This is a genomic window from Microcoleus sp. A003_D6, assembly GCF_036702825.1.
Classification (GTDB): domain Bacteria; phylum Cyanobacteriota; class Cyanobacteriia; order Cyanobacteriales; family Microcoleaceae; genus Microcoleus.
On record NZ_JAUBWA010000136.1, the window covers coordinates 1 to 17,109 of the forward strand.

Annotated in this window: 18 protein-coding genes; 12 read left to right on the forward strand and 6 right to left on the reverse strand. The window is 45.7% G+C overall.

Annotated features, from left to right (window positions below):
• Positions 1 to 249 precede the first annotated feature (249 nt).
• The gene (locus QUB70_RS27060; RefSeq protein WP_332984604.1) at positions 250 to 480 is read right to left on the reverse strand and encodes a hypothetical protein; all 231 of its coding nucleotides are present in this window, start codon (positions 478 to 480) and stop codon (positions 250 to 252) included.
• Between the two features lie 74 nt (positions 481 to 554).
• On the opposite strand from QUB70_RS27060, the gene QUB70_RS27065 reads away from it, so the two are divergent.
• Together QUB70_RS27065 and QUB70_RS27070 are read left to right on the forward strand one after the other, a co-directional pair.
• Positions 555 to 776 carry a hypothetical protein gene (locus tag QUB70_RS27065; protein ID WP_332984605.1) on the forward strand — a complete coding sequence of 74 codons (222 nt, stop codon included), beginning with the start codon at positions 555 to 557 and terminating at the stop codon, positions 774 to 776.
• A complete protein-coding gene (locus tag QUB70_RS27070; RefSeq protein WP_332984606.1) occupies positions 754 to 1,011 on the forward strand; it encodes a type II toxin-antitoxin system RelE family toxin in 258 nt (85 codons plus the stop codon). The genes QUB70_RS27065 and QUB70_RS27070 overlap by 23 nt, the downstream gene beginning before the upstream one ends.
• Positions 1,012 to 1,064: 53 nt before the next feature.
• On the opposite strand, the gene QUB70_RS27075 is transcribed toward QUB70_RS27070, so the two are convergent.
• Positions 1,065 to 1,235 carry a hypothetical protein gene (locus QUB70_RS27075; protein WP_332984607.1) on the reverse strand — a complete coding sequence of 57 codons (171 nt, stop codon included), beginning with the start codon at positions 1,233 to 1,235 and terminating at the stop codon, positions 1,065 to 1,067.
• Between the two features lie 327 nt (positions 1,236 to 1,562).
• On the reverse strand, positions 1,563 to 2,969 hold the full coding sequence (locus tag QUB70_RS27080; RefSeq protein WP_332984608.1) for a (Fe-S)-binding protein: 1,407 nt from the start codon (positions 2,967 to 2,969) through the stop codon (positions 1,563 to 1,565).
• Between the two features lie 2 nt (positions 2,970 to 2,971).
• Between QUB70_RS27080 and QUB70_RS27085 the strand changes: the two genes are divergently transcribed.
• Positions 2,972 to 3,121 (forward strand): hypothetical protein, encoded by a 150-nt coding sequence (locus QUB70_RS27085; protein ID WP_332984609.1) that lies wholly within the window; start codon positions 2,972 to 2,974, stop codon positions 3,119 to 3,121.
• Between the two features lie 139 nt (positions 3,122 to 3,260).
• Here QUB70_RS27085 and QUB70_RS27090 read toward each other — a convergent pair whose 3' ends face one another.
• Positions 3,261 to 4,676, reverse strand: a complete 1,416-nt coding sequence (locus tag QUB70_RS27090) for an FAD-binding oxidoreductase (RefSeq protein ID WP_332984611.1) — start codon at positions 4,674 to 4,676, stop codon at positions 3,261 to 3,263.
• A 96-nt stretch (positions 4,677 to 4,772) separates the two neighbouring features.
• On the opposite strand from QUB70_RS27090, the gene QUB70_RS27095 reads away from it, so the two are divergent.
• The 4 genes from QUB70_RS27095 (at position 4,773) to QUB70_RS27110 (ending at position 8,364) form a co-directional block, all read left to right on the forward strand.
• Entirely contained in the window at positions 4,773 to 6,236 is a 1,464-nt protein-coding gene (locus QUB70_RS27095; protein WP_332984612.1) for an ATPase domain-containing protein, read from the forward strand.
• A gap of 412 nt (positions 6,237 to 6,648) precedes the next feature.
• Positions 6,649 to 7,020, forward strand: coding sequence for a response regulator (locus QUB70_RS27100; protein WP_332984614.1), 372 nt, complete (start codon positions 6,649 to 6,651; stop codon positions 7,018 to 7,020).
• Positions 7,017 to 8,177, forward strand: a complete 1,161-nt coding sequence (locus tag QUB70_RS27105; RefSeq protein ID WP_332984615.1) for an ATP-binding response regulator — start codon at positions 7,017 to 7,019, stop codon at positions 8,175 to 8,177. The genes QUB70_RS27100 and QUB70_RS27105 overlap by 4 nt, the downstream gene beginning before the upstream one ends.
• Positions 8,143 to 8,364, forward strand: a complete 222-nt coding sequence (locus QUB70_RS27110) for a DUF4079 family protein (protein ID WP_332984617.1) — start codon at positions 8,143 to 8,145, stop codon at positions 8,362 to 8,364. The genes QUB70_RS27105 and QUB70_RS27110 overlap by 35 nt, the downstream gene beginning before the upstream one ends.
• A gap of 352 nt (positions 8,365 to 8,716) precedes the next feature.
• On the opposite strand, the gene QUB70_RS27115 is transcribed toward QUB70_RS27110, so the two are convergent.
• Positions 8,717 to 9,754, reverse strand: a complete 1,038-nt coding sequence (locus QUB70_RS27115) for a DALR anticodon-binding domain-containing protein (protein WP_332984619.1) — start codon at positions 9,752 to 9,754, stop codon at positions 8,717 to 8,719.
• 355 nt (positions 9,755 to 10,109) lie between these two features.
• Here QUB70_RS27115 and QUB70_RS27120 point away from each other — a divergent pair, with 355 nt between their 5' ends.
• The 5 genes from QUB70_RS27120 (at position 10,110) to QUB70_RS27140 (ending at position 14,781) form a co-directional block, all read left to right on the forward strand.
• The gene (locus QUB70_RS27120) at positions 10,110 to 10,973 is read left to right on the forward strand and encodes a Crp/Fnr family transcriptional regulator (protein WP_442927837.1); all 864 of its coding nucleotides are present in this window, start codon (positions 10,110 to 10,112) and stop codon (positions 10,971 to 10,973) included.
• Positions 10,974 to 11,109: 136 nt separating this feature from the next.
• Entirely contained in the window at positions 11,110 to 11,778 is a 669-nt protein-coding gene (locus QUB70_RS27125) for an HAD-IB family phosphatase (RefSeq protein ID WP_332984620.1), read from the forward strand.
• Between the two features lie 248 nt (positions 11,779 to 12,026).
• Positions 12,027 to 12,662 (forward strand): methylthioribulose 1-phosphate dehydratase, encoded by a 636-nt coding sequence (gene mtnB / locus QUB70_RS27130; RefSeq protein ID WP_332984621.1) that lies wholly within the window; start codon positions 12,027 to 12,029, stop codon positions 12,660 to 12,662.
• A gap of 78 nt (positions 12,663 to 12,740) precedes the next feature.
• Positions 12,741 to 13,772 carry a patatin-like phospholipase family protein gene (locus tag QUB70_RS27135; RefSeq protein WP_332984622.1) on the forward strand — a complete coding sequence of 344 codons (1,032 nt, stop codon included), beginning with the start codon at positions 12,741 to 12,743 and terminating at the stop codon, positions 13,770 to 13,772.
• Between the two features lie 214 nt (positions 13,773 to 13,986).
• Complete coding sequence (locus QUB70_RS27140) at positions 13,987 to 14,781, forward strand: MlaE family lipid ABC transporter permease subunit (RefSeq protein ID WP_332984624.1); 795 nt, start codon at positions 13,987 to 13,989, stop codon at positions 14,779 to 14,781.
• Positions 14,782 to 15,268: 487 nt separating this feature from the next.
• Here QUB70_RS27140 and QUB70_RS27145 read toward each other — a convergent pair whose 3' ends face one another.
• Positions 15,269 to 16,510 (reverse strand): SGNH/GDSL hydrolase family protein, encoded by a 1,242-nt coding sequence (locus QUB70_RS27145; RefSeq protein ID WP_332984626.1) that lies wholly within the window; start codon positions 16,508 to 16,510, stop codon positions 15,269 to 15,271.
• Positions 16,511 to 17,109 lie beyond the last annotated feature (599 nt).

Below are 17,109 nucleotides of genomic sequence, written 5' to 3' on the forward strand. Positions count from 1 at the left end.
TCTATCCTTTCTCTTCGCTGTGCTTACCTCAACGGTCAACTTTCAATTTGATGTATTTGCCAAAGTGAGATGCACCCCTCCGCCACCTCCAGAGTCAAATAAATCGCTTCCCCCAGCGCAAACCCTCCTTGCGACCAAAGTAAACCCATCCATCCCATTAAAGCACCGACACTCAACGTTGTCAATAGAATATCCGCCGCGTAAAGGAGAAGATTTTTGCCTTCATTATGACTATACTCGCTGAAGGGCTTATGCCTCAAAATCGCGACTAATCAAAATAAGCGAATGATTGATCGTCTGTGCCACCAGAACGCGATTAAAAGCTAAAATCCCCACAATCATCAACTTAAACCGGACTTTTCTGGGATAATAACCGATCGCCCCCCATGTTACAATGTCCAGCACAATTTCGCTCAGATGCTCGACGCATTGCTCTCGGTAGCTCAATTCCTCAAGCCGATCGCGATATCCAATTATCATCACAGTATGGGAAAGCTGATACCAATCCTGAGCTAAGCTAAAATATAGAATGATACTAAAACCAATTTTTATCTATGAATGCTTTACCAGAAATCGAAGCCGCGATTCAACAACTTCCAGAAAAAGATGTTCGTCAATTGGTTACATGGCTGCAAAATTATTTGGATGAAAAGTGGGATAGACAAATGAGAGAGGACTTGTCAACAGGAAAATTAAACGCTCTGATTGCGAAAGCCGAAGCCGACATAGCAGCAAATAAAGTGAGGGATATCGATGAAATCCTTAACAACTTCTGATTTTTGGAAAGCCTATGGCGCGTTATCCCCTCAAATAAAACAGCAAGCTCGAAAAACTTATCAGCTTTGGAAAGAAAATCCTTTCCATCCATCGTTGCATTTCAAAAAGGTGGGCAAAAACCTATACTCAGTTAGAATTACGCAAAACTACCGCGCATTAGCTTTAAAAAAAGAGGAAGATTATTACTGGATCTGGATTGGCTCTCACGATGAATACGATGCTTTGCTGAATTGATGGAGTGGCGATCGCACCTCCCCACAATCCCAGTTTCCCACCGCAAAGCCTCTTTAAAACCAAGGCCAACCCATCCATTCCATTAAATCAACAACACCCAACCTGATCAACAGAATACCCACCGCAACCACCAAAGAACGCGCAGATGTCGCCACTTTGGTCAATTCCGTTTCTTCACTGGTGACATACCGATTGAATTTTTCCCGCCCTAATACCTCATTCAACTATTGTCAATTCCGTCTGACGCGCCAGAAAATTGACAGCCTCAGCTTGGAAGTTCAATTACTGACAAGCTTTTCTAAGAAACCTGAATTCATTCGTTCAAGGAGTGCTTCTTTTGAGAAGTCGTAGACTCATTCATCTCTTTGAATTTTACCCCCGATCGCCCTTTGCCCCAATCAAGTCTACAATTATTCCGCGTCAATACCCATCGATCGCAGTCTTTCCGCTAGAACAGCAGCCCAAAGTGCGATCTTTCTCAATACAGCGGTTCATTAAAAAACATCTCACTCAGCAGCGAAAATAGGGCAGACACCGCCCGCCCTACAAAACTACTTCCTCTGCAACTTCACCCCACGAATAGAATAATCCAAAAGCTCGATCGGGTGCATCAAAGTAACAGATTTCCCTTGCAACTCCAAATGCTTCTTAATTTGCAAAGAACAACCCGGATTAGAAGAAGCAATCAACTCCGCCCCAGTATTCAGCAAATTCTCCACCTTTTGCACTCCCAACTCATCAGCCACCTCCGGCTGAAGCATATTGTAAACCCCCGCACTCCCGCAACACAAAGCAGCATCCACAGGTTCTTTTAGCTTCACACCAGGAATTTGTTGCAACAACTGACGCGGCTGCAAACTAATCTTTTGCCCGTGCAACAAATGACAAGCATCCTGATAAACAATTGTCAAATCTCCATCAATCAAAGGATTGAGTTTTGCCGTAATTCCCGCACTTGCCAAAAACTCTTGCACGTCCTTAACATTCGCAGCAAATTTCTCAGCTTTCTCCCGATAATCCGGGTCATCTGCTAACATATGACCGTATTCTTTCAAAGTATGACCGCACCCAGCAGCGTTGATAATTACAAAATCAACGCCAGTATTTTCAAAGCTATCAATCATCTGTCTCGCCAAAGCTTTCGCCTGTTCCGCTTGCCCTTGGTGTTCCGGCAAAGCAGCGCAGCATCCCTGACTTTTAGGAACCACAACCTCGCAACCGTTAGCCGTCAAAACTCGCACCGTAGCCTCATTAACTGGTGAAAATAACAGCCGCTGCACGCAGCCTAAAATCACGCCGACTCGATAGCGTTTTTCGCCTATTGCCGGAATTACCTCTGGCAAATTATCCCGGAAAGAATCAACACTAACTTTCGGCAAAATTGATTCCATTGCCGCCAAGCGGGGAAATAGTTTTTTCAGCAAACCGGTTTTGCGAATTAGTTTTGGCAGCCCTAATTTTTGATAAATAAACAGCGGTACAAGCAAAGGCCGCAATCTGTGAGGATAAGGGAAGAGATTAAAAATCAGAGTGCGAATTACATTGTCAGAAAAAGTGCGTTCCTGATTTCGGGTAACTTGGTGGCGAGTTGCGGAAATTAATTTGTCGTATTGAACACCAGAAGGACAAGCTGTAACGCAGGCCAAACAACCCAAACAAGTATCAAAATGCTGCGAGGTTGCTTCGTTTAAAGGTGCGTCGCCTTCGTTGATTGCATCCATTAAATAAATGCGACCTCGGGGCGAATCCATTTCTTTACCGAGTACGCGATAACTCGGACAAGTTGACAAACAAAAGCCGCAGTGGACGCAAGTATCGATTAATTTTGGGTCAGGCGGATTGTTGGCGTCGAAACCGATTTCGAGAGTTTCTAAGTGGGGATTTTGTGCTAGAAAATTGCTTTCTTTGGCAGGTTTTAAATCGTCGCTGGGAACGGGAGATTTTTCTGAAGTTTGCATATATGGAAGAAGGAAGAAGGAAGAAGGAAGAAGGAAGAAGGAAGAAGGAAGAAGGAAGAAGGAAGAAGGAAGAAGAAAAAAAAATTAGTTATCTAGGAGAGAAGTCAGAAGCAATAGACCGCATGGATAAAGTGCAATTAAGAACGTCCTAAACGTCCCAACAAAAACTTCTCTTCTTTTCTCTTCCTTCGCGGTCTTCGCGCCTTCGCGGTTCGTTAAAAAACAAATCTGGTTCACCAATAATTCAGACTAGGAATTAAAAAAAACTGAACTCCTGACTAAAACTTTAAACTAAATACCGCTTATAAAACGATGGGGACTCAAAAGATTTTCCGGGTCAAACTGCTGTTTAATCCGGCGCATTAAATCGATCGCACTTCCAGTATAGCCCCAAACATCTAACTGTTGCTTGATGTCGGTCGGCGCCGCTAAAACAGTCAGAAAACCGCCTTTGGCTTCGCACCCCCTGCGTACCTGCAACAGCGTTTGGGCCGTCGCAGTCTCAAACCGCAAAACCCCCAAACCGCTGCCTGCATGAATCAAAGCGTCCTGTACAGGCAATTCGTTAATTGCCTTGACAGCTTCCGACGGTCTGATTCCTATTTTGCAAATAATTGCCGACTTTGTGCCAGAATTCCACATTGTTTCTGGCAATCTTTGCCATAACTGATGCTCATCATTTTCGCCGCAGTTAGTGCCTTGCAAACCCAACTTTTCCCCAACTTCCAGCAAGCGGGCTGATTGTTGTTTAACACTTTCTGCGATACTTTGAAATCTGACGATTAATCCCGTACCCTTTCCTAAGCCTAATTTTGCGACTAATTCAGGTGACAGCAAATCGATCGCACTTGGTGTCAAAGCAGAGGATAATAAGATTTGAGCCGTTTGGGACAAAGCATTAGTTTCCCCAGTCAGCACTACGGTTCCCGATGATTCAGGCAGCGGATAAACTCGGAAAGTTACTTGACTGATGATGCCCAATGTGCCGTAAGCACCAGTAAACAGTTTCATCAAGTCGTAACCGGCGACATTTTTAACAACTCGACCTCCGGCTACCGCAATTTTACCGTCCGATCGCACAAAGGTTATTCCCAACAACAAATCCCGAACCCCCCGATAGCGGTGCCGCAAGGAACCCGCATCAGCAGTAGCGATAATTCCGCCCAAAGTTGCCTCTTGCGGATACGCCGGATCGATCGGCAAAAATTGACCTGATGCCGCTAAAATTTCCTGCAAATCCGCAAACTTCATTCCCGCTTCCGCAGTCACGGTTAAATCGCCCACAGCGTGTTCTACAAGCCGGTTCAGACGCCCCGTGCTGACGGCAACAATCCCTCCTGCATCAGGAGATCCCCCTAAATCCCCCTTAAAAAGACCCACTTTGACAACATCTTGCTCCCCCCTTGTTAAGGGGGGCTGGGGGGGATCGGAGTCTAATTTAACTAAACCGCCCCAATCGAGTTTGCTGCCGCTACCGCAAGGCAAGACTGCACAGCGATTTTGCCGAACCCAAGCAATGACAGCCGCGAGTTCTTCCTGAGTATTCGGGTAAACGGTACAATCTATCTTTGTACCCGGAACAACTGCTTTTTTTACCCGTTCTTGCCAAAATGGCTCTGTATCTTGCCAGCGACAGATGCCAGCAGTCCCGACAATACTTTCTAATTCTTGTGTGCTAACGTAATTTTCGGTAGAAAAAGATTTCATGAAGGTTATGAGACGCCCGGTAAAAAAATTATCAAAACACTGCGTAAAACCATTAAATATTAATACGGGCCCCATATTCAAAAGATGAAAAAACAAATGTCTCAAAACCGAATTTCTCTGGGAATTACCGGTCTCAACGAAGTGATTGGGGGCGGCCTAATTTCTCAACGCTCTTATCTGGTGCGCGGCGGCCCGGGTACTGGCAAGACTACGCTGGGCTTTCACTTTTTGACCGCAGGTGTGGCTTTGGGAGAAACGCCCCTGTTTATTACTTTAGGAGAACCGGAAGCGCAATTGCGGGCCAATGCCACAAGTCTCGGTTTTGATATGGAAGCGATGGCGTTCCTGGATTTGAGCCCATCCTCAGAATTTTTTACAGAAGTTCAGACTTATGATATTTTCTCGCCCTCCGAGGTTGAGCGAGAACCGACTACACAAAAGATTATCGATCGAGTCCAAGCTGTCAAGCCGCAACGGGTGTTTTTGGACGCGATAACTCAATTTCGCTACTTAGCTGCGGATGAGTTTCAGTTTCGCAAGCAAGTTTTGTCTTTTCTGCGGTTTTTGGTGGAAGGAGGGGCGACGGTGGTGTTCACCTCAGAGGGTACATTAAATGCTCCCGACGACGATTTACAATTCATCAGCGACGGAGTAATTTACTTGGAACTGCGCCCTGAAGGACGCACCCTGTCTGTCACCAAGCTGCGAGGCTCCAACTTCCGCAGCGGCCGCCATTCGCTGCGCCTGACTGAGGCTGGTATGGAGGTATTTCCGCGACTGCTTCCGGACAACTTTCAACAGGATTTTGTTGCTGAAGCGATTTCTGCTGGGGTTCCTGAAATCGACGAACTGCTGCACGGGGGACTGGAACGGGGGACTGTGACGGTGATTAGCGGGCCTAGCGGCGTGGGTAAAACGACGGTGGGGATTCAGTTTATGAAGGAAGCAGCAGGAAGGGGGGAGCGATCGGTAGTTTACATTTTTGAGGAGTCAACTTCTACTCTGCTGCAGCGCTGCGAATCAGTTAACATCCCGGTTGGGGCGATGATGGGGCAAGGAAGTCTTTCGGTGATACCCGTGGAACCTTTGCTGTACTCCCCGGATCAGTTTGCCTGTATGGTACGCCAGGAGGTGGAGCAGGAAAAGACGCGGATTGTGATGCTTGACAGTATTTCTGGCTATCAGCTTTCGATGCAGGGGCAAGATTTGGTGCACAATTTGCACGCTTTGTGCAAGTATCTGAAGAATATGGGAGTCACGGTTATCTTGATTAATGAGGTAGAAGCCATTAGCGGAGATTTTCGGCTGACCGAGATCGGGATTAGCTATTTGGCGGATAATCTTCTGTTTATACGTTATCTGGAACGCCAACTGCATAATAGGACAGAAATCCGCAAGGCGATCGGAGTAATTAAAAAACGAGTCAGCAATTTCGAGAGAACTCTGCGAGAACTCGATATTACTCGCTACGGCATCAAAGTCAGCAAACCGATACGGGGGCTGCGCGGCATTTTGAGTTCGGCGCCGGTGTGGATTGAGGAGGGAACGGATGAAGATTGAATCGGGGTTTATCGTGCTGTTTTTAGGCAATTGCAGCTAATAATTTTGCAGTCGTGAATCAAATTAGTAGGGTGCGCACCGCGCACCTCACCACTAGCCTCAGTCCTGGAAAACTTAAATATGTTGCTCAATTTGTGTATTTTTCGACTTTTATCGTAGTGTAGTTTTCAATTATATGAAATACAGTAGGGGCACGCGGGCACGCGGCCGTGTCCTGTACCCCAGCATCTGTACTTCACTCAACTGAAAACCAATGTAATCCCTCGCCGAAAAGTAAGCTGATACCAGATAAAAAAAGAATCAAACTTGAGGCAACCTCCCAACCCATCATATACAATCAGTTACTCCGCATTCTAAAATATAAAATCTAAAATCTAAAATGGTATAACCCGTATTCAAAGGAAGCTGGTATATGACTGAAAACTCAATAATTTTAGCGGTTGACCGCAATCACCGAAACTTGGAACTCTTAGCACAATTTCTCAACAAAGAAGGATACCAGATGATCGCAGCTTATAGTTTTGAAGAGGTTGCACAAGCTATCAGTCAGCCTGCTAAGATCGGGATGGCTTTAGTAGATATTTCTGGTTTCGACCGCCGGATTTGGGACTGCTGCGAAAAACTGCGAAATCACGAAATCCCTTTTATGATACTCTCGCCCAAACAAAGCGCTGCCATTCAGCACGAAAGCCTCTGCCACGGTGCTCGGAATATGTTGGTAAAACCTTTGATCGTTAAAGATTTGTTAGGAATTGTTCACAGCTTGCTAGGAGAACCTGCGTGAGTCAAATTTTATTGCTTGTCGAACAGAAAGAAAATCGCCGTCTGTTATTAGAATGGCTAGCAGTTTACTATGAGGTATTGCTGCCAAACTCAACCGAAAATAGTGAGGATTTTTTACCATTTAATCAATCTTTTGACCTGGCGATAATTGACGGTCTTGCCCTGAAACGCCACTGGCAATGGGTGGCTGCCCAAAAACAGGCCGAACACCCGGTATGTTTGCCTTTTCTTTTGATTACATCCCGCTCGGATGTAGGGATGGCAACGCAATTTATTTGGCAAAGTATTGACGATTTGATTATCGCTCCGATCGAGAAGATTGAATTGCAAGCGCGGGTGGAGATTTTGCTGCGATCGCGCCAGTTGTCTTTAACTCTCAAATTGTCTCACGACCAACTCGATCGCACTCTGCAAACAGCCCAGGAACTCAACGAGATGAAAACATCTTTGCTGTACATGATTGCCCACGACGTTCGCAATCCTTTAAATTTCATCATCGGCACTACACAACTTCTTAGCAAGTACAAGTTGACATTAACAGATGAGAAAACACAAGAACTTCTAGACAAAACTCAAGCAGCCGCAAAAGGCATAGATTTGTTATTAGATGATGTGCTGCTGCTGGGGCGTGTTGAGTCAGGAAAAACCGGCTTTTCCTTGCTACCCATAGATTTAGCAAAGTTTTGTAATGAGTTGGTAGAGGAATTTCATAGCAGCCTGAAGTTAAAACCTGAAAATGATCGGGTAACGCTGAGTTTTGTGAATCACAGTCAAGCCGCGATGGCGTGTTTGGAGGTAAGCTTACTCCGGCGAATTCTGGGCAATTTGCTGTCCAATGCTATTAAGTATTCTCCCCCACAGACCGAAGTAATCTTTGAATTAAAACTTACTGAAACTGAGGCTATTTTTTCGGTACAGGATGCAGGAATTGGCATACCTGTAGCAGAGCAAGGACGGCTGTTCGATTCATTTTACCGGGCTAAAAATGTCGGTCGAATTCCCGGTACGGGACTGGGGCTGAGCATTGTTAAAAAATGCGTGGACTTGCACGGTGGCGAAATTACATTGAGCAGTGAAGAAGGCGTCGGCAGTACATTTACAGTAACGCTGCCGATCGCAAAACATGGAAAAAAACAAATCTCGCCTGCCACGCATTAAACTAGATGCAGGCATTATATTGGGATTTAAAGACGGGATTTTTGGCAGGGATGATAAATTGCTGGTTTCTCATTTTTATTACGGCATTGATGGGAGGCTTTTGATGGTTTTTTCGTGGGTAATTGCAGCGGAAATTTATCATACTCGATCGCACCGCTGGCGAAAAATTCACACTATTTTAAAGTAATATCCCGGCCGGGGCGGGTTTTTGAGATTGTCAATTATTGGCAGATATTGTTGGTGAACCCGCCCCTACCTGATTTTGGGCGAAGCAACAGTATTTGTAGGGTGCGTCGCCACCCTTAAATCTTAAAGAATATCCACAATCTTTGAGCGACGCACCCTACACTCAGGTGAGCGCAAACAAACCCACACTCATCATTGTTGCAAGACTTTAGAGAATAGGTATTACTTTGAGGTGGCAAAAAGCACAGGTCTATCAGTGCGATTATCAAAATAAAAATTGTCCGAAACCAGCGCCAAAAATACAGTAAACTACTCTCTTACCTGTTGCTTATTACTTTTTTCTACTAACTAACTCAAAGTTCTAAAGGAGCAATAGCATTTAAAAAATTTTCTAGGATAAATCGCAGCAAAGATTGTGTTGCTAATATTAAACCCAATCTTGCTTGGGCGAGTTTTGGTGTTTCTATTTTAACTTCTCCCCAAATTCTGCACTGGCTGTAAAAAATCTGAAATGCTTCGCTCAAACTATTGGCTAGTTTGAAATAATTGACAGGTTGTTCGCGGTTTTTGACCTCGAAAATAGGATATAAACTATCTAGCACTGCTATTAGTTGCGAAATTAAATTGCGTTCAGCACGATGCACTAACCGCAGTCGATCGCCCTCGTCAACCCAGGGTATAGGATTTGGTGCTATCAGCGACCAGATTTCGGGTGCTGTAGCGACATCGGGCTGCGCGATCGAAATTAGGCGATCGCGGTGGGCCATTCGCAGCAGGGAACAGCAGCGCGCGTGGCTGTACTGAATCGGAAACAGCCGATCGGCACACACAACAGGAGATAATATTCGAGATTCTGGAACTGGGAGGTTCGTTTGAGCTAAACGCTGCAACCAGACGGCTAAACCCGCATCAGTCAACTCCAACTCAATAATTCCAGCCGGCGCGACTTTAACGGCGAAATCTTGGCCGCACAGCGGTTCGAGAATTTCGGCCAACTGTGCGGCAATTGTCTGGGGTGTCTGCTGCCAAGTTTTAGCTAATTTCAGGGCGATCGCAGACACGTACAGCACCCGCGCGCGATCTTTACTACGATTTAACGGAAATATTGCACCATTCTCAATAAGCTGGTTATGGGCGGGCAGGATGCCTACCCCCAAATCAAATTCACTTGTTGTGGCACAGGCATCTTGGGCGGGCAGGATGCCCACCCCACCATCAAATTCACTTGTTGTGGAACAGGCATCTTGCCTGTTCTTGAGAATGGTGCCACCTATGAGATTTAATGGAATTTTCCCTAGTGCCTCTTGCTGGGCGATCGCCCTTTGGAACCTTGAAAGCAAGAAACACTTCACTGTAACTTCCGGGCACTGCGAGATATTTGCTGTATCCATATCGGCCGATCCTACGGTAAGAGCAACGATCGACTGTTACCGATTGCGCTGTTGTTGTACGTTAAACCGCTGAAGTCAGAGATGGTCGATCGGCTCCCACGGGCGGGGCTACATCGAAATCATCGGCTTTATAGCGATTTTTTTGCTAAATGTACAATAATTTACGACAAATTCTTTGCTGAATTCTACCATTTTGATGTATTTTTTGCTACATTGAATTTTTATGTAAAACTGAGAAAAGTTAGCACAGTTAAGCTAGTGCAAGCTCGATCGGGGGTTGGTTGTCTCACTTTGTATCGCACTGCTGGCAGAAGCTGTTTTTCTCACTGATTAAATATATCCCAGAGCCTCACTTATGCAATCAACTTCCACACCTGTAGATACTATCGATCGACCGTTTATCACTTGGCAGCGAATTATCGACTGGGCCCAGGAACACTACCGCTACCGGACTTTTAGCAAAGACGAGCGGATTCCCGCCAGACCCGGACTGCTGTATTTAGTCCAGAAAGGTTCTGTGCGGCTCGTAGGCAGCGCTCAAGTTAGCGCCGCAGCCACGAAGTCAAAATCCGCTGACAAAACTACAGAAGAAGCTTTTTTGGGCTTCGTCGGCGCCGGTCAGCCCTTTGAACTGGTTGCTCAGTCTCCGTTTACTCTCCAAGCTTACGCCCACGCCGATCAAACTCACGTAGTGTGGATGTACTGGCACGACTTGGATAATTGGCCTCACTTCCGCAGGGAAATTTTGGATGCGTTTCGCTACCAGCACCAGCGGAAACTTCTCTGGCTGAGCACTTTGGGACAGCGCCGGACGATCGACCGACTGCTGGGATTTCTCACTTTGTTGATCGAAGAGTTCGGCGAACCTTACGTAGGTGAGGCTGAACCGGATGTGGTTCGGGGCTACCGGCTGCCTTGGACTTTGACTCACGCTCAAATTGGCAGCGCGATCGGCTCGACGCGGGTAACTGTGACGCGCCTGATGGGTAAGTTGCGATCGAAGGGTTTGATTAATACTGAGGATGACAATTTAATCTGTTTGCCGGCTAAATCTAACCCCCAAAAGACAAAAAATAAAAAGCAGGAAGTAGAAGAAGATTCCCTGGAAGATTCCCTGGAAGATTCCCTGGAAGATTCCCTGGAAGATTCCCTGGAAGATTCCCTGGAAGATTCTCTGGAAGATTCCCTAGAAGATTCTCTGGAAGATGCCCTCGAATAATTTGCATCAAATCCTGCGGGCGATTGCCAAAACACTGCGCGTAGCTATTAGTTTTTGGCTGTCAGGGTGTCTGTCGCTCGACAGTGTACGATAAATTGTGTAAACTTTTCCAGTTCTCTTTCTTGTGCGACTGACAATGACCGATGACAAGCAAAAATTTCCCATCCCGAACAATCGAAAACGGGTGGTATTCTGCGACTTTGACGGCACGATAACCGTTGAAGAAACTTTTGTGGCAATGCTCAAGCATTTCGCACCGGAACAGTCGTCTCAACTGATGCCTGAAATATACGCTAGAAGGCTGAGTTTGCGATCGGGAGTGCGGCAGATACTAGAGTCTATTCCCTCGGAATGTTACGGGGAAATTGTGGAATTTTCTAGGGGAAAGCTGATGCGGCCGGGATTGGTGGAATTGCTGGATTTTTTGGACGAGCGAAGGGTGGATTTTGCGATCGTTTCCGGCGGTCTTCGGGTCATGGTAGAGACGGTAATGGGCGATTTGGTAAACCGGGCGATCGCTATTTACGCTGTGGATGTGGACGCTAGCGGCCCTCGCTTGCAAGTCAATTCTGAGTTTGAAGGAGATGCGGAATTGGTGTCTAAGGTGCGGGTGATGGGCCAGCACCCGGCCGAGGAACAGGTGGCGATCGGAGATTCGCTGACGGATTTTAACATGGCTTTGCAGGCTTCGTCGGTGTTTGCGCGCGATCGGCTTGCCGAGTATCTAGACGAACAGCAAAAGCCTTACACTAAATGGGATAATTTTTTTGACATTTTGGAAAGTTTGTCCCAGAAATGGAATTGAAACTATCGCCTTTCTCAGGTAATATAAATTCCGTTTGCATCGGTATTGTATGATGTTAAATTTTGTAGGGGCGGGTTCACCAACAATAATTGCCCATAATAAACAATATAATAAACCCGCCCCCGTGCAGATAAGTCCGATGCTACCGAATTTGATATAAGGTGTGTACGGATTACCCTACGTTTAGATAGGCCAGCGCAATTCCTATTAACGTAAAAAGTAGATTAAAAGCTGAGGATTTGTAAAGAATGAGTGGCGATTTGAGATCGGATTTAATTGCAGCAGCCAAACATTTTTACGATCGCGGTTGGATGGTTGGGACTGCTGGCAATCTTTCAGCGCGCTTACCAGATGGCAGTTTTTGGATTACTGCTAGCGGCCGCGCGAAAGGGCAGTTAACTGAAGCAGATTTTATCAGAATGAGCTCAGACGGCGCAATTGTCGAGCAACCTGTTCCCGACAGCCGCCCTTCAGCCGAAACCAGCATTCATTTAGCCGTTTACAATTGCTTTCCCGACGCTAAAGCTTGCTATCACGTCCACTCGATCGAGGCAAATTTAGTTTCTCGGCTGGTAGCAGGCGATGCAGTGCCTTTACCCGCGATCGAAATGCTGAAAGGTTTGGGGGTGTGGGAGGAAAACCCGCAGGTGGCGATACCTCTATTTGCAAATTACTTGGAAGTGCCTAAAATAGCCAAGGAAATTTGCGAATCCTTTGCCATTTGTGCGCCCTCTGTACCCGCTTTGTTAATTCGCGATCACGGCGTCACAGTCTGGGCGGACTCGCCAGCCGCCGCTTACAATTACGTAGAAATTGTAGAATACATTTTTCGCTACACGATCGCAGCCCGCCAATTAAATTTAGATTTGAGAGCGGAGATTTGAGATTGAGCGGTGCATGAATGAGGAAGCTTGGGGATTTGAGATTAGGAAACGAGAAAACATCCAGAATAGGCAATAATCATGGCTAAATATACTAGAATTTTATCCATAGATGGAGGCGGAATTAGAGGGATTATCCCCGCGCAAGTTGCAGTTAGCATTGAGTCAAAGCTGCAACAGAAAAGTGGCAACCCAAATGCGAGAATAGCTGACTATTTTGATTTAATCGCCGGCACGAGTGCGGGAGGAATTTTAACTTGCATCTATTTGTGTCCCGATGCCGAAAATCCCACCAGACCTCGGTGGTCTGCCCAAGACGCTGTTAATTTTTCGATTAAGACCGGCCGCGACGTTTTTAAGAGTTCCTTTTGGCAAAAACTCAAATCTCTAGACGGTTTGGTAGATGAGAAATATCCCAGCGATAGCTTAGAAAAATTCTTTTTGGAAAACTTTAGAGATTGCAAACTCAGCGAACTGCTGAAACCTTGTTTAATTTCCAGTTACGATGTCGAAAGGAGAAAAGCTCACTTTTTTAATCAAATAGATGCTAAAAAAGATCCAGCCGAAGAGTATTTTGTTAGAGATATCGCCAGAGCCACATCTGCCGCTCCCTCTTACTTTGAACTTCCCAAAATCCGCTCTTTAACCAACGAATCCTACGCTTTAATTGACGGGGGAGTATTCGCAAACAATCCCGCACTTTGTGCCTATGCAGAAGTTAGAAATAAATTCAGAATTCCCGACGAGCGCCCCGACAAGGGCCCGACAGCAAAAGATATGGTAATTTTATCCTTGGGGACGGGAGAAGCTCAGAAAAAATTCCCCTACGAAGAAGTTAAAAATTGGGGTCAAGTTGAGTGGGTTGAGCCTTTGATTAATATCATGATGACGGGAGTTGCTGAAACTGTAAATTATCAAATCATCCAAATTTTTGATGCGATTGAAAGACCAAATCAATATTTGAGAATTAATCCAGATTTGAGCCGCGAACAACCGCTGCTGATTGATGATGCCTCGGAAGAGAAGATATCGGAACTGGTGAGAATTGGCAAGGATCAAGCCGAAAAGTACAATGAAGAGTTGGATAAGTTTATCGACTTGTTGCTTGCCTAGTAGTCAGTCATATTGTAGGGTGGGTTGGGCGCGGCGATTAAGTTAAGTCACCAATAAATAAATCTTAAACCGCGCCGCGCCTAACCAACCAATCGCAGGGCCCTCCGACAGAAAATATATGTTGACAAATCGTGCAATAAGTGCTATAGAATAAACTAAATCTCTATTTAGCAATGCTTCGCCCTGTTTGCAATTAATCGCGAGCCAGCAGTCATTGGTTAAAAAATACCAAGAAAAGCGCGATCGACATTTAGATGAAACCTTCAAGAACAGGTGGTTTCAGCGGTTTTTAGTGACGCTTTTCCTGGGCGGCCAAGTGCTGCTGCGCATACTCCAAGGCAAAATTGACCGCCGCAAAATCATGGAACATTTAGTAACAGTAGGGCTGGATTCTTTGCGTTCCGTGCTGCTAATAGCCTTTTTTGCCGGCATGATTTTTACCATTCAATCCGGCAGAGAATTGGTTCGCTTTGGGGCGGTTGGGGCGGTTGGAGGTGCTTTTGCTGTGGCATTTTGCGGCGAATTAGCACCACTTTTAACGGCGGGCGTGGTGGCGGGACAAGTAGGTTCTGCCTTTGCGGCGGAGATAGGAGAAATGCAGGTGACGGAACAAATAGACGCCCTGTATATGTTGAGAACAAATCCGGTTGATTATTTAGTAGTGCCGAGGGTGATAGCTTGCTGCATCATGGTGCCGATTTTAACAATTTTTGCGGTAGCGGTGGGGATTTTGGGCGGGCTGTTTGTGGCGGTTAATTTTTACAATTTGGAATCGTCGGTATTTTTGGAATCGGTGCGGACTTTTTTGGGGCCGTGGGATTTAGTAACTGTGGCGATTAAGAGTTTTATTTTTGGGTTAATAATTGCCCTTGTCGGTTGCGGTTGGGGGTTGACGACGGCGGGCGGAGGGAAAGGAGTAGGCCAAGCTGCAACGGCGGCGGTTGTGACTTCCTGGGTGTTTATTTTTGTGGCGGATTTATTTTTATCGCTGTTGATGTTTCACGAGTAGGGGATTGCCAGAAGCGGCGGGTAAATGGAGAGTTGCACGAGCGAAATGATTGTTGACTGTTGACTGTGAGTCGAAAAACTTATCGGTTGCGCTTATCCTTTGGCGGCCGCTTGACTCGACTTTATACTAATTCTAAAAAATCATGTAACAGTAGCTGTAGGGTGCGTCGCTATTCACTAATTCTCAAAAAAAGCGACAATCTCACAGCGACGCACCTTACACAATAGTTCAGGAAACAAACCAAAAACTCATAACTGTTGCCAGATTTTGGAGAATTGGTATTATAGCCTTTCTCAAACAGATGAGGTATGACTGACAGCTTATATAACCACTAAACTAAGAGGGCCCAAGCCCAACTACGTACCTCATCTTTCTGAGAATTGGTATTACTATTCGGATGAAGCGCGGATTTGATATAACTAGGTAAGGTGCACGGCAGAAGAGCACCTACATAAATTAAGTTCGTAGTAAGAAGTTTATTCCTTATTCATGGTGAAGGAATATAAGGAGGGCGATAGACTCGAATTGCCTGAATGGGAACTGTCCCGTTAGTTTCAGGAATGATTTCAAGAACGTGTTTGGAATTGCTTAAATTCTGAGCCAATGTTGTAGGATACTCCAGGCTTGAATCTGCAATCTTTGGCGGAACGTATGAATCAACAAACATCGGCCGCACCTGCCACGCAATTTCAAAGCCTTTTGGCGTCGGCTTTTTCGAGTATTCACAGGCATTTTGCAGCCACCAGTTTCTCGGTTCAATTAGGACGCGGCCAGAGTTTGAGACAAACATTTTGTCGTTTGTACCGCTGCCGTCGTAACCTGTTTTAGAACCTACAACGTCAAATTTAAACTTGCTGGCGTCGCTGTTAATCTCAGTAATTACGGCTTTCCAATCTTCGACGATTAGCGGTTTTTGGCTGGATACTTGGAGAATAGCCGGCCAAGCGACGCCAAGACTGACGCTAGGTCTGGTGATGCTGTAAAGTTCAGGAAATTCGGAGGGTTTTTTGCCGTCGATCGCAATTCTAGCAGAAATTGCCTCGCCGTTGAAAGTTTTATCGGCGATCGCATCTATTCTATTTCCTTCAAATTCTAAAACCAACTTGCCATCTTGCCACTTAACATCGCTGCCAACTGTATAGGTTTTCACTAAATCCTGCTGCTGCGCTTGAGGAGAATTTGGGTTGTATCGCAGGTGCGGTTTTATGAGAGCAGCTAGGAGAAAATTTCCCCAAGCGTTGAGGTGAATCCCGTCGCTCAATAGCTGTTTTGGCTGCAAGCGATTGTCTTTCAAATACCTGCGCCAAGGTTCGCGAATTTCCGCGATTTCGCAGCCGTATTTATCGGCCAACTCCGGCAGCCATTTAGTAGAATGAGTGTTGTGCCATTCGTATCTGTTGACTGAATTTGGATCGTCGCTGTTGCCTGTCGGCATCCAGTCGATATGGTCTGAATGCAAGAGTATTTCGCTAGCAGTGCGGCGGCGGACATTGGCAATTATAGCTTCGTAATCTTCATCGCCTCCGTAAACATGGAAAATTAGTAAATCTGGATAAAAAGGATACAAATCGTGTTCGCTGGGACGGATTAAAATTGGGGCATAAAATCCTCCGATCGCCCGATTTTCAACAATTAAATCTGCATTGGGAAATCGCTGTTTCAAATCCTTTACTACATCTTGCCACCAATCTTGCTGAGTGATGGATTGACCGTAAAATAGGATACGCACTTTTCGACGTTCTGTTGGAGTGCTTGCCGCAAGTAACCCCATCGTCCTTTGAATCCTTGCTCCAAAACTAGCATTATTTGCAATAGGAGCTGGCGGGGGAAATGACGTATCGGCAGCTATTTTTTTGATAGCCGGAACTAACAGAAAGCTGAGACACAAAAAAAGCAACCACAAGTAGCGATAAATCTTTGATTTTCTGCTATTTTCCTGCCATTTTTTCATATAAAAAACTCGGTAAGGGGGAAACGAGCGAGTCTTTAGACCTGAGAGAGAAACGACCCTTCGGCTACGCGAGCGGGCATTTAAATTGTATGTTCAGGGCGAGCGGGACGCCCAACCCTACTCCCCACAAGAGTTTGATTGTTTTCTAACATACAATTTAAATGCCGCAACAGCTTAACCGCCGTGAATTGGCAACCAGCAAGCCCGATCGTTCGATCGCGAAAATTTGTCCCGTTTTGCTAAGCTTGATGCGATCGAGATATTGCTGAATCTCCGAAAGCGAAAAGTCTACTGCACTAACTGCTTTATAAAACTTACCTAAACCTACCTAAAGTCGTCTTTAGATACAATTCAGGGTTTACTTCCTACGCTGTTGG